The organism is Nonomuraea phyllanthi (genome assembly GCF_006334985.2).
Lineage (GTDB): Bacteria > Actinomycetota > Actinomycetes > Streptosporangiales > Streptosporangiaceae > Nonomuraea > Nonomuraea phyllanthi.
Genome location: NZ_VDLX02000023.1, coordinates 1 through 11,610, shown reverse-complemented (window position 1 = coordinate 11,610; position 11,610 = coordinate 1). Strand labels below are relative to the sequence as shown.

Below are 11,610 nucleotides of genomic sequence, written 5' to 3'. Positions count from 1 at the left end.
GGCCTACGCGGTGTGATGTTGCGAGCGCCGTCCGCGGGTAAAAGTCACAGACAGTGACGCAGAGGGGGGATGGGTGAGACGGCTCCTTCCGCGCTCGATCCGGGCGCGTCTGACCGCGGTCGCGACACTCGCCGCGGCGCTGGTCTTCACCGTCACGTCCGTCATCACGCTCACCACCGCGCCCGACAACCTGCGTGGCGTCGTCCAGTCCAGGGTCGAGCTGGCCGTGCGGCGGGTCGCGGCCGAGGCCCGCATCGGGGAGCTGACCCCGGTGGTGCATCCCCCGGCCCGCGTCGGCCTGATGGAGGTCGTCGCGGCCGACGGCACGGTGATCGCGAGCAGCCCCGGCTTCCCCCAGGGGCTGCGCCTGGCGACCGCTTCCCCGCCGAGGTCCGAGACCGTCGAGACCTCCGAACGCGAGATCTACCGCGGGCCCGACGACCCCCGTGCCCACTACCTGGTCATGGCGATGACGACGCGGACGCCGCGCGGCCCCGTCACCGTGTACGGGGCGTCGTCGCTGAGCGACGTCGACCGGGCGCTCCGCTGGATCTACCTGCTGACGTTCCTCGGCACGCCGCTCATCCTGGTGAGCGTGGCGGGCATCACCTGGCTCACGGTCGGGTCGGCCCTGCGCCCCGTCGAACGCATCCGCGCCGAGATGGCCGAGATCACCGGCCAGGATCTCACCAGGCGGGTGCCCGTGCCGGAAACCGGCGACGAGATCGCCGACCTGGCCACCACCACGAACGACACCCTCGACCGCCTCGAACGCTCGGCCGAGACCCAGCGCCGCTTCGTCGCCGACGCCTCGCACGAGCTGCGCAGCCCCATCTCCGCCCTGCGCGCCCAGCTGGAGGTGGCCAACGCCTACCCGGAGGAGACCGACTGGAAGACCACGGGCGAGCGCGCCCTGGCCGCCGCCGACCGCCTCACCGGCATCATCGACGAGCTGCTGATGCTCGCCAGGCTGGACGCGGGCGCGGTCGCGGAGCGCCGCGTGGTGGACCTGGCGCAGGTGGCCGACCACCAGGTACGCCGCCGCGAAGGCTCCCGCGTGCCCGTCCTCCCCGATTTGTGTGCCGCGGCCCCCGTCCTCGGCTCCCCCATGCAGCTCGACCGCCTCCTCACGAACCTCCTCGACAACGCCGTCAGGCACGCCGCCACCAGGGTCGACCTGGAGGTGTCGGTGCGGGGTGACAAGGTGGTCGTGACGGTGACCGACGACGGCGAGGGCATCCCGCCGCAGGACCGCGAGCGGGTCTTCGAGCGCTTCACCCGCCTGGAGAGCGCCAGGGCCAAGGACAAGGGCGGCAGCGGGCTCGGCCTGCCGCTCTCCCGCGAGATCGCCATGGCCCACGGCGGCACCCTCACCCTCACCGGCCACGCGCCGGGCGCCCGCTTCACGGCCGTCCTTCCGCTGTACGGGCCGCCGTGATCGGCTTCTACACTCTGCGGCATGGACCTCAGCCGGCTGGCCGCCGAAATCGAGCCCATCTCCCAGCGGTACGCGGAGAAGATCGGGGTCGACCGTGACGACACCTGGTTCCTGCTCAAGCTCCAGGAGGAGATCGGCGAGCTGACCCAGGCGTTCCTCATGCGCTCGGGCCGGGCCAGGACCAAGGGCCGCACGGCGGAGGAGCTCGACGCCGGGTTCCGTGAGGAGCTGGCAGACGTGCTCTGCCACGTGATCCTCATGGCCCACCACCACGGGGTGGACCTGGAGGCGGAGGTCGAGCGCAAGTGGCTGGCCTGGAAGCCGTAGCACCCGGGGTCAGGCGCCGCCCACCCGGCCGGTGCGGGTCGCACCCAGCGCCCGAGGTCAGGCGCCGCCCACCCAGGCGGTGAACGTCGCGCCGTTGCGGCGGCCGGCCACGTGCGGGTCAGCGGGCGTCACCCTGGAGGCCCTCGGCCACGTGCGGCGGGTGGCGGTGGGGCGGCTGTGCCGTACCAGAACGTGAAGGAGGCCCGCCCGGAAGAGACCGGACGGGCCGCGAAAAGGGGATCAGGCTACGGCGGTGATGCGGTCGGTGGCGGGCGGGGCGATCGGGTTGTGCTGGCCGAGGTAGTCGACGAAGGCGTCGATGTCGAGCGGCCCGCTCCACAGGTCGGTCCCGTCCTGGAAGCCGAGGAACGCGTCACCGCCCCCCACGAGGAAGTTGTTCGCCGCGACCCGGATCGACTGCGTGTCCGTCACCGGCACCCCGTCGATCTTCATGTCGGACACCTTGGAGCCCCAGGGCGCGCCGGCGCTGTAGGTGTAGGTGAAGTTCGCCGAGGGCTGCAGGATCTTGGTGAACGCCTGGTTGTTGGGCCCGCCGGTGAACTGCTGCTCCAGCACCGTCTTGAGCTGGGCACCGGTGAGCGTGACGACCTGCATGAGGTTGTTGAACGGCTGCACCGTGAACGCCTCGCCGTACGTCACGACGCCGTCGCCCTCACCGGCCGGGGACGACGCGTGCGTCAGGGACGCCCGCACGCCGCCCGGGTTCATCAGGGCGATCTGCGCGTTGCCGCCGGTCTTGGTGGCGGCGAGCTGGGCGTCGGCGATGAGGTCGCCGAGCGCGGACTCGCCGGAGGGCGCGGCCGTGTTCGTGATGTCGGTGGTGATCGTGCCGACGGCCTTGTTGGCGACGGGCGCGACGCGGTCCTTCCACGTCTGCACGAACGCCGAAATTTCGGGATCTGGGGTGACTGTGCGGGTCACGACGTGGTTGTCCGCGACGACCGAAGCGCGGTCGATGTCGCGGGTCCTGGCGTTGACCTTCAGGTCGACCTGCGTGATGACCCGTCCGAACGAGCCGCCCTGCGAGAACAGGCGATCATGGCCCGCCGGGTCCTTGACCGTGCACACGTACGCCTGGTGCGAGTGCCCGCTGAGCACGATGTCGATCTCCGGGTCCACCTGCGTGGCGATGCGGTTGCCCGCCCCCGGGACGGCGCTGCACGCGTCGGGCGACTGGCCGGCGTTCACCTGGTCGCCCTCGTGCACGAGCACGACCTGTGCCTTCACCCCGACCAGCTTGAGCAGCTTGGAGGCCACGTTGGCGGCCTTCACCTCGTCCACGAACTTGAGGTCCTTGATGCCCTCGCTCGTGACGATGTTCGGCGTGGTCTGCGTGACGAGGCCGATGAAGCCGATCGGCACGCCGTTCATCCACTTGATGCTGACCGGCGGCAGCGCGGGCACGCCCCAGTCGCGCAGCATGTGCTTGATCGCCCCCGGCTTCGCGCCGCCGAGCGCCGCCAGCGCGTCGCTCTTCTCGTGGGGGTTCTTGAACAGGACGTTCGCGCCCACGTAGTCGAACGCCGCGCCCTTCCACTCGCCGGCGGGCGAGCAGCCGTCCACCGGGTGGCAGCCGCCCTTCATGATCCGCCGCAGCTCCGTGTAGCCCTCGTCGAACTCGTGGTTGCCCACCGCGGCCACCTTGAGCCCCAGCTTGCCCATGAACTCGACGGACGGCTCGTCGTGGTAGGCCGCCGAGATCAGCGGCGTCGCCCCGATGAGGTCGCCCTGGGCGACCGCGATGGTGTTCTTGTCGGCCAGGGCCTTCATGTGCGCGGCGATGTACACCGCGCCGCCGGCCTCGACGGTCTGGCCGTTCTCGTCCACCATGCGGCCCGAGGAACCGGTAGGGGGTTCGAGGTTGCCGTGGAAGTCGTTGAGCGCCAGCAGCCGGACGGGGACCGTCCTGGGGGCCTTGCTCGCGTCCGCCGGCAGGGCGGCGAGCATGACCGCACCCGAGGCGACGGCTCCGGCCAGAGCCAGCCGGAGGAAGGAACGAGACGTCATGGACCAAGACGTTACGGCGCGAACCTATGCGGCCAATGTCGCAAAGGTAACGATTTGCCAGGCTGTCACATGGCGTTATTTGCCAGTCATACGCCTAGAGTTCGTTCTGTGAGTGCGCGCGTGAAGGTCAGGGAACGGCTCGATGACACCGAGGTCGCCGGGGTGCTCGCCCTGGTGGAGGCGGCGACGGAGGCCGACGGCGTCCGCCCGCTGAACGAACACGTCATGCTCCACCTCCGCTACGGCGGCGACCCGCGGGCCAGGTCCCTGCTGCTGGAGTCCGGCGGCACGCTCGCGGGCTACGCCCACATCGACCCCACAGACGAGGTCGAGGGCCCGAGCGTCGAGCTCGTCCTCCACCCCGACCACCGCCGCCAGGGCCACGGCACTCGGCTGCTGGAGTCCGTCATGGAGCTGACGGACGGCAGGCCGCGCCTGTGGGCGCACGGCGATCACCCGGGGGCCGCGGGGCTGGCGGCCAGGTTCGGCTTCGAGCGGGTGCGCTCGCTCTGGCAGATGCGCCGCTCCCTCTTCGCCCCGCTCGCCGCCTTCTCCCTGCCGGAGGGGGTGAGCCTGCGCACGTTCGTGCCGGGTCAGGACGAGGAGGCATGGCTCAAGGTCAACGCCGCGGCCTTCGCCCACCACCCCGAACAGGGCGCCTGGACGATGGACGACCTGCTGCAGCGCGAGCAGGAGCCGTGGTTCGACCCGGAGGGGTTCTTCCTCGCCTTCCGCGGCGACCGGCTGGCCGGCTTCCACTGGACGAAGATCCACGGCTCGACGTCCCACGGCCACGAACCCCTCGGCGAGGTGTACGTCGTGGGCGTCGACCCCACGCAGCAGGGCACCGGCCTGGGCAAGGTGCTCACCCTGGCCGGGCTGAGCCACCTGCGCTCGCGCGGCCTCGCCCAGGCGATGCTGTACGTGGACGAGGCCAACACGGCCGCGATCAGGCTCTACGAGTCCCTCGGCTTCAACCGCTGGGACGTCGACGTGATGTACGCCCCCGCCCCTACTCCACCAGGGCGTGAAGGATGAAGTAGGACACGGCGGCCACCAGGGCGGCGGCCGGAATGGTGAGGATCCAGGCGGTCACGATGTTCCCCGCGACGCCCCACCGTACGGCGCTGAGCCGCTTGGTGGCCCCCACACCCATGATCGCCGAAGTGATCGTGTGCGTGGTGGAGATCGGCGCGCCGAACTGGATGGCCGCCCCGTACAGCACGGTCGCCGCCGCGGCCTCCGCGGCGAAACCCTGGGGCGGGTCGAGCGCGATGATCCGCCGTCCCAGCGTCCGCATGATGCGCCAGCCGCCGGCGTACGTACCGAGGGAGATCGCCCCAGCCGCGGCCAGGATGACCCACTGCGGGATGGGGTCGGACGGCGAGGCGAACCCGCCGACGGTGAGCGCCAGGAAGATGACGCCCATGGTCTTCTGCGCGTCCTGGAGCCCGTGGCCGAGCGCCATCGCCGCCGCCGAGACGGTCTGCGCGTAGCGGAAGCCCCGGTTGGTCTTGCCCGGCTGGCTGTTGCGGAAGATCCAGTAAATCGCGATCATGACCAGCGCGGCCAGCGTGAACCCGATCAGCGGCGACAGGACCATCGGGATGACGACCTTCTCGACGACGCCGTTCCAGTGCACCACGCTGGCCGAGGCCAGCGCAGAGCCCACCAGGCCGCCGATGAGCGCGTGGCTGGAGGAGGAGGGGAGGCCGAAGTACCACGTGATCAGGTTCCAGACGATCGCCCCGATGAGGGCCGCGGCCACGACGACCAGCCCATGAGGCCCGTTGGGAGCGTCGATGATCCCTTTGCCGACCGTCTGGGCGACCTGGGTGCCGAGGTGTGCGCCGATGAAGTTCATGGCCGCCGCCATGAACAGCGCGGCTCTGGGGGTCAGTGCCCGGGTCGAGACGGAGGTAGCGATGGCGTTCGCCGCGTCATGGAACCCGTTGGTGTAGTCGAAGGCCAGGGAGATGACGACCACGCCGATGACGAGGGCGAGCGTGAGGTCCACCAGGGCCTAGCTTTCCTTGACCGCGATCGACTCGACGGTGTTGGCCACGTGCTCGAAGGCGTCGGCCGCCTCTTCGAGGGCGTCGACGACCTCCTTCATCTTCATCACGGTGAGCGCGTCGTACTCCCCGCTGAACAGCTTGGCCAGCAGCCTCCGGTAGACCTGGTCGCCCTGGTTCTCGAGGCGGTTGACCTCGATCCAGTACTCGTTGAGGTTCTTCATGGACCGCAGCCGCGGCATGGCCTCCGCCGTCAGCTCGGCGGCCCGCTCCAGCACCTCGACCTGCCGGACGACGTCCTTCGGCAGGTGGTCGAGCTGGTAGAGGACGATGAGGTCGGAGGCGGCCTCCATGGCGTCCATCACGTCGTCGAGATTGGAGGCGAGACGGTAGATGTCCTCGCGGTCGAACGGAGTGATGAAGCTCTCGTTGAGCCGGTTCATGATCGCATGGGTGCGTTCGTCACCGGCGTGCTCGCAAGCGCGCATCTTCTCGGCCAGGGCCTCCCGGTCCGATCCGTCGCTGATGATCTCGACCAGCAGGCGGGATGCGGTGACCAGATTGTTCGCGGAATCGGCGAACAGGTCGTAGTAGCTGTCCTCACGTGGCGTGAGACGCAGGCGCACGTCGTTCTCCAGATGTGCGGGGATGGTCCGTGTCAGAGGGTACGGGTTACCAGGCGAAATGCGAACTTCATGTCCCCTTCTCCTTCTGGCTACCCTGCGTAGGTTGTGCGACACCACGACAGAGAGTACTTTGGCGCCCTTCCTCCGGCGCACCGGGGGAGCTTCCTGGCGCTCACCTCGGGCTACGCGCCAGATCTTCGTCAGACCTTCGTCAGACCTTCGTCCGATGAAAGTCCCTGAACGACCGTGATGGAGTCGGCCCCCGCTGCCCCTGATACCGCGAGCCGTACTTCTCCGACCCGTAGGGATGCTCGGCGGGCGAGCTGAGCCGGAACACGCACAACTGCCCGATCTTCATGCCCGGCCAGAGCTTGATCGGCAACGTGGCCACGTTCGACAGCTCCAACGTGACATGCCCGCTGAACCCCGGATCGATGAACCCCGCCGTCGAATGCGTCAGCAACCCCAGCCGCCCGAGCGAGCTCTTCCCCTCCAGCCGCGACGCGAGACGATCCGACAGCGTCACCATCTCGTAGGTGGAGGCCAGCACGAACTCCCCCGGATGCAGGATGAACGGCTCCTCCCCGGCCGGCTCGACCACCCGCGTGAGATCCGGCTGCTCCACCGACGGGTCGATGTGCGGGTAGCGATGGTTCTCGAACACCCGGAAGAACCGGTCGAGCCGTACGTCGATGCTGGAGGGCTGGATCATCTCCGGATCGAAGGGATCGAGCGCCAACCGCCCGGCGTCGATCTCAGCAAGGATGTCGCGGTCAGATAGCAGCACGGTGAGCAACTTACCGCCCGCCCGGAAACTCTGGGGGATCGGGATTGCAGTTGCACGCCAAGTTTCCGCTACAGTGGTGGACGCAGGCTCCGGAGGCCGGGGCCGTGCGGGTGTAGTTCAATGGTAGAACATCAGCTTCCCAAGCTGACAGCGCGGGTTCGATTCCCGTCACCCGCTCTCACTACGAAAAGCCAGGTCAGGGATGGATTCCCGACCTGGCTTTGATGGTTTCTGGAGCCGTTTTCGATCTTCCGTGCCCGTTACGTGCCCGATCCGTCTGGATCTTGCTCGTCCGGCTCGGGTTCTTCGGGCATCAGGGCCTCCTCAGCGAGCTTGCCGAGAGCGTCTGCGATGGCTCTGTCGCGCTCCATCGCGGTGTGCTGATCAAGCGGCGGCGCTGCGCGCCGCCGACGGCCCTCCGCCGCCCGCCGCCCGGGCGTGCGGCCTGGGGGCCGGTCCCGGACGGCAGCGGCCCGGGCCGTCGCTTAGGAGCCCCGCGCGTGGACGGCCGAATAACACGTGGGCCATACCCGCAAGCAGGTGCAAACTGGGCCTCATGCCTCCAGCCAACCTCAGCGAGACGGAGTACCTGCGTCACATCGAACTGCTCGCCCGCGATGTCATACACGCCGCAAACGAAGAAGGATGGCTGACCTACGACCGCGACGCGACACCCGCCACCGCACTCCACCGAGCCGTGAACGAACTGGCCCGCCAGATCCACCACTACCACTTCAGCGGAGACGGCTGCCTGGAAGACGATCTCCCGCCCATGCAGCTCGCAGGGATCGTCCTCCTCCACCCGAAGACGATCCCCCCGGACATGGAGGGGACCTACGAAGAAATCTGCACCCGACTGGGAATACCTCCGGCAGCAGACGGCTGGGCCGTCTGGAACACCTGGGGCGACGATCGGCAACCCATCTCCGTCATCCTGGCCGACACCGACGGAACCGAAGGCATCCTCACCGACTGGGCCCACGGCATCGAGGTCTACCCACCCGCACCACTGCCGGCCCAAGTCGTCCTGACCCGGCAAGGATGGCTCACACCCATGACGCTCTCTCCCCTCAGCACCCGAAAGCTCGGCATCACACGGCCTCCCTATTGGACACCCAATGCCTCCGGCGGGGGCACTCCAGCTCCGGGATGATCGCCGCTTCGCAGGGGCGGGACGTAAGTGGCTGAGGTGGAAGCTTGATCATCCCGTCCACCATCGACCCGGGACAAGCCGAGCAGACCAGGGCCACGGGGCCAAGGTCGTTCGTCCGGCGGGGCGCTCTACCTTGTCCCCGTGGCCCTGGCCCGCTTCCCCTTCGGGCGGGTCGACGGCAGACGGGATGATCAGGCGGGCGGGGCGCGCGCGTCACGCGGAAAACACCAGGTCGCGGGCTGATCGTCGTGGCATTAGGGTGCCATTAAGGGCGGTAACGAGGGGTCAACCACGGTCACTCACGACCGGCCTCAGACCCAGGTCAACGCCCCCACGAGCCAAGACCCCCGCAATTCCCAAGCTGACAGCGCGGGTTCGATTCCCATCACCCGCTCCACGTGCGAAGGCCTAGGTCGGGACGCTGATCCAGACTCGCACCTTGGTCATTTTTAGGGTTATGTCCATGTCCCGTCGCGAGCGTTCTAACAGGCGGCGCATACTGGTGGAGATGAAGTCAGCCAGCGGCGCGCCCCGTCGCCACCTGTCCACAAGTCCCTTCAAGCCCCCGCCCCCCGCCTCGCCTGCCGAGCGGTTCAGCGTGAACGACCAAGTGACCCATGATCGGTATGGTCTCGGCGTCGTCATCGCTGTAGAAGACGAGATCGCTGTGTTCGTCGATTTCGGATCGCGGCAGGAACGAATCACTACACCGTTCAACAAGCTGTACAAACTCTGAGACCGCTATCACACGGGGAAAACACACAGCGCGAGCACATCCACGCCAGCGTCTAGCTCGGCCGAGCCGACGTCCACAGGACCGTGTGGAGACGTTCTTTCCTCGGCCCGGCCATACGAGCATAGGTATACCGCGAGGAAGCAGAAGCCATGCCCCCTGCCCGTTGCATGCCCGTCAGTGAGGACCAAGAGGGACTCATAGGGAGCCGTGGCTACTCAATAGGCGTTGCGGGATGTGCACGGGATGATCTCCGTTTTCGGCTGACCCCCGACGCCTCATTCCGCAGATCAGAGGCCATGCGAAGCCCATGAAGGGTCATCCACTTCTAATCCGACGCCCATCGGAGCCACGTGCCCGTTGCGTGCCCGTTCGGTCGGCGACCAGCGGGGAATCACGGGAAGTCACGGTCACTCGACCGGCATACGCCCAGGTGAGCCTTTCCCCAGCTCAGGAAGCATGATCTTGAAAGATTTCCCAAGCTGACAGCGCGGGTTCGATTCCCGTCACCCGCTCTCACTACGAAAGCCAGGTCAGGGATGGATTCCCGACCTGGCTCTGATCGTTTCTGAGGGCTGTTCTCGATCTTCCGTGCAACTAGCGATGCAGTACCGGTAGTAGGGATGTGACTGCCGGCACTGCTTTCGAGCGAGATCAGCCGGCCTCACGCAGCGGTTGGAACTCTACGCTGAGCCGCATCTCCCGAGCCTCTGCCAGACGCTCCAACATGGGGATGGTCGGCATGGTCCCTCCTGCCTCGAACCGTGCAACCGCCGACTGCTGCAGCCCAGTGCGCTCCGCTAGTTCAGCCTGGGTCAGTCCAAGTTGCTCGCGCCGCAGCCTCACGGCCTCGCCCAGTTCGAACCGGATCTTGGCCGCCTCGTAGGCCGCTCCGGCACCGGGACGACTCATTATTTCGGACTTCCTGTCGGCCCAAGTCCTGCGCTCGCTCACTCCGCTCACTCCTCATCAGTGGTGTGCGCCTCAGCGATACACCGCTGTATGGCCCGCCACGCACGATCGATCTCAGTGGTCTGCCAAGCTGGAAACCTGATCGGCCGCCCTCGATCGGCCCGGGGCAAGCCGAGCGGGCCAGGGCGGCGGCAGACGGGATGATCTCAGTGTCACGCTTGTAGTGCCCGCTGGTGCGGGTCCAGGACGCCTGGTGACTCAGGAATGATCTGCCGGAACGTGCATGGCTTGTGCCTGACCTGTCCAGGGCGGCCTGGTCCTCGGCATAGGCCGGGCCGGACGGCATGACTTGATAGGAGCCTGGCAGTTCCCTCAACTGAGATATGTCCGCCGACCAGCCCGGATGTCGTCTGCATGAAGGAGACAACGTCCATGATGGTGATCGGTATCGATCCGCACAAGCGTACCCACACCGCGGTCGCCGTCGATGAAGTAGGCCGTTAGAAGGGCGAACGCACCGTGCAGGCCCGCGACCACGGACACGTCCAGCTGCTGATCTGGGCGCGCAAACTCGCTCCCGAGCAGCGCGTGTGGGCGGTGGAAGACGTCCGGCACGTCGCCGGCGGCCTGGTCCGCGACCTCCTGGCCGCTGGCGAGATCGTGATCCCCATGCCCCCGAACCGCACTGCAGGCGAGCGTCGCGGCGGTCGCGAACGGGGCAAGTCCGACCCGATCGACGCCCTGGCCACCGCACGTCTGGCCCTGCGCGAGCCCGACTTGCCGACCGCGCGGCTGGATGAGCAGACCCGGCCGATCCGCCTGCTCGTCGACCACCGGGAGGCGCTCGTCGCCGAGCGCACCAGGCTGATCAACCGACTGTTGTGGCTGGTCCACGACCTCGACCCGGACCTAGCGGCCGCGGTGACCAAACTCAAGCAGATCACCACCCGGCGCAAACTCACCGCCCGGCTCCAAGCCCTGCCGGCCACCACTGCCTGACGCGTCGCGCTCGCGCAGATTGCCCTCATCGACTCGCTCAGCATCGAGATCGACGCGATCGAAAAGGAGCTCAAACCGCTGGTTCAGGCCCGCGTTCCGCGCCTGATGGCGATCACCGGAGTGAACGTGGTGACCGCGGCCAAACTCCTGGGAGAAGTCGGCGACATCATCCGCTTTCGCAGCTCCGCAGCGTTCGCCCGCCACAACGGCACCGCCCCGATCCCCGTCTGGAGCGGAAACGACGACCGCCACCGGCTCAACCGGGGCGGCAACCGGCAACTCAACACCACCTTGCACCGCATCGCCATCACCCAGGCCCGCTGCCACGAAGGCGCACGAGCGCTGCTGAAACGACGCCAGGAAACCACCCGAGACACCTCCAAAGGCAGCTTCCGTGTCCTGAAACGGCACCTGTCAGACGTGATCTATCGCGCCCTTGTCCACGACCATAACCAGGCCGCACCCTGAGGTGCCCCGACCCTTCCGGACTCGGACCCAAGTAGGGTCAGAGACAGTCCGGAAAGGAAGCACGTGGCGAAGAAGCCGAGAATATATCCACCTGAGTTGCGAGCCGAAGTCGTGCAGGCCGTCA

The 11,610-nt window shown here is 67.8% G+C and carries 12 protein-coding genes and 1 tRNA gene; 8 read left to right on the top strand and 5 right to left on the bottom strand.

Annotated features, from left to right (window positions below):
- The first annotated feature begins 73 nt into the window (after positions 1 to 73).
- Together FH608_RS42295 and FH608_RS42290 are read left to right on the top strand one after the other, a co-directional pair.
- Complete coding sequence (locus FH608_RS42295; protein WP_139636481.1) at positions 74 to 1,438, top strand: sensor histidine kinase; 1,365 nt, start codon at positions 74 to 76, stop codon at positions 1,436 to 1,438.
- A 21-nt stretch (positions 1,439 to 1,459) separates the two neighbouring features.
- Positions 1,460 to 1,765 (top strand): pyrophosphohydrolase domain-containing protein, encoded by a 306-nt coding sequence (locus FH608_RS42290; RefSeq protein WP_193318934.1) that lies wholly within the window; start codon positions 1,460 to 1,462, stop codon positions 1,763 to 1,765.
- 240 nt (positions 1,766 to 2,005) lie between these two features.
- Here the strand turns inward: FH608_RS42290 and FH608_RS42285 are convergent, their stop codons facing one another.
- On the bottom strand, positions 2,006 to 3,793 hold the full coding sequence (locus FH608_RS42285; protein ID WP_139636479.1) for a bifunctional metallophosphatase/5'-nucleotidase: 1,788 nt from the start codon (positions 3,791 to 3,793) through the stop codon (positions 2,006 to 2,008).
- Between the two features lie 108 nt (positions 3,794 to 3,901).
- Here FH608_RS42285 and mshD point away from each other — a divergent pair, with 108 nt between their 5' ends.
- Positions 3,902 to 4,831: a mycothiol synthase gene (gene mshD / locus FH608_RS42280; protein WP_226900397.1), complete on the top strand. Its 930-nt coding sequence runs from the start codon at positions 3,902 to 3,904 to the stop codon at positions 4,829 to 4,831.
- On the opposite strand, the gene FH608_RS42275 is transcribed toward mshD, so the two are convergent.
- The 3 genes from FH608_RS42275 to dcd all read right to left on the bottom strand — a co-directional run bounded on the left by FH608_RS42275 (position 4,806) and on the right by dcd (position 7,221).
- Positions 4,806 to 5,810 carry an inorganic phosphate transporter gene (locus FH608_RS42275; protein ID WP_139636475.1) on the bottom strand — a complete coding sequence of 335 codons (1,005 nt, stop codon included), beginning with the start codon at positions 5,808 to 5,810 and terminating at the stop codon, positions 4,806 to 4,808. The two genes, mshD and FH608_RS42275, sit on opposite strands and share 26 nt — an antisense overlap.
- 6 nt (positions 5,811 to 5,816) lie before the next feature.
- Complete coding sequence (locus tag FH608_RS42270; RefSeq protein ID WP_043625094.1) at positions 5,817 to 6,434, bottom strand: DUF47 domain-containing protein; 618 nt, start codon at positions 6,432 to 6,434, stop codon at positions 5,817 to 5,819.
- A 211-nt stretch (positions 6,435 to 6,645) separates the two neighbouring features.
- On the bottom strand, positions 6,646 to 7,221 hold the full coding sequence (gene dcd, locus FH608_RS42265) for a dCTP deaminase (RefSeq protein WP_139636474.1): 576 nt from the start codon (positions 7,219 to 7,221) through the stop codon (positions 6,646 to 6,648).
- Between the two features lie 106 nt (positions 7,222 to 7,327).
- Between dcd and FH608_RS42260 the strand changes: the two genes are divergently transcribed.
- From FH608_RS42260 to FH608_RS42250, 3 genes are all read left to right on the top strand, one after another.
- Positions 7,328 to 7,398 (top strand) — tRNA-Gly (locus tag FH608_RS42260).
- 379 nt (positions 7,399 to 7,777) lie between these two features.
- Positions 7,778 to 8,374: a hypothetical protein gene (locus tag FH608_RS42255; protein WP_139636472.1), complete on the top strand. Its 597-nt coding sequence runs from the start codon at positions 7,778 to 7,780 to the stop codon at positions 8,372 to 8,374.
- Positions 8,375 to 8,837: 463 nt separating this feature from the next.
- Positions 8,838 to 9,110, top strand: a complete 273-nt coding sequence (locus tag FH608_RS42250; protein WP_226900396.1) for a hypothetical protein — start codon at positions 8,838 to 8,840, stop codon at positions 9,108 to 9,110.
- A 651-nt stretch (positions 9,111 to 9,761) separates the two neighbouring features.
- Here FH608_RS42250 and FH608_RS42245 read toward each other — a convergent pair.
- Positions 9,762 to 10,061 carry a helix-turn-helix domain-containing protein gene (locus tag FH608_RS42245; protein ID WP_193318933.1) on the bottom strand — a complete coding sequence of 100 codons (300 nt, stop codon included), beginning with the start codon at positions 10,059 to 10,061 and terminating at the stop codon, positions 9,762 to 9,764.
- A 477-nt stretch (positions 10,062 to 10,538) separates the two neighbouring features.
- Between FH608_RS42245 and FH608_RS53400 the strand changes: the two genes are divergently transcribed.
- The gene (locus FH608_RS53400) at positions 10,539 to 11,018 is read left to right on the top strand and encodes an IS110 family transposase (protein WP_226900395.1); all 480 of its coding nucleotides are present in this window, start codon (positions 10,539 to 10,541) and stop codon (positions 11,016 to 11,018) included.
- Between the two features lie 105 nt (positions 11,019 to 11,123).
- Entirely contained in the window at positions 11,124 to 11,486 is a 363-nt protein-coding gene (locus FH608_RS53395) for an IS110 family transposase (RefSeq protein WP_226900394.1), read from the top strand.
- Positions 11,487 to 11,610: the final 124 nt, after the last annotated feature.

Coding starts and splice junctions, on each gene's coding strand:
- FH608_RS42290 (WP_193318934.1), top strand. CDS start 1,460: ATGGACCTCAGCCGGCTGGCCGCCGAAATCGAGCCCATCTCCCAGCGG.
- FH608_RS42285 (WP_139636479.1), bottom strand. CDS start 3,793: ATGACGTCTCGTTCCTTCCTCCGGCTGGCTCTGGCCGGAGCCGTCGCC.
- FH608_RS42255 (WP_139636472.1), top strand. CDS start 7,778: ATGCCTCCAGCCAACCTCAGCGAGACGGAGTACCTGCGTCACATCGAA.
- FH608_RS42250 (WP_226900396.1), top strand. CDS start 8,838: ATGTCCCGTCGCGAGCGTTCTAACAGGCGGCGCATACTGGTGGAGATG.
- FH608_RS53395 (WP_226900394.1), top strand. CDS start 11,124: ATGGCGATCACCGGAGTGAACGTGGTGACCGCGGCCAAACTCCTGGGA.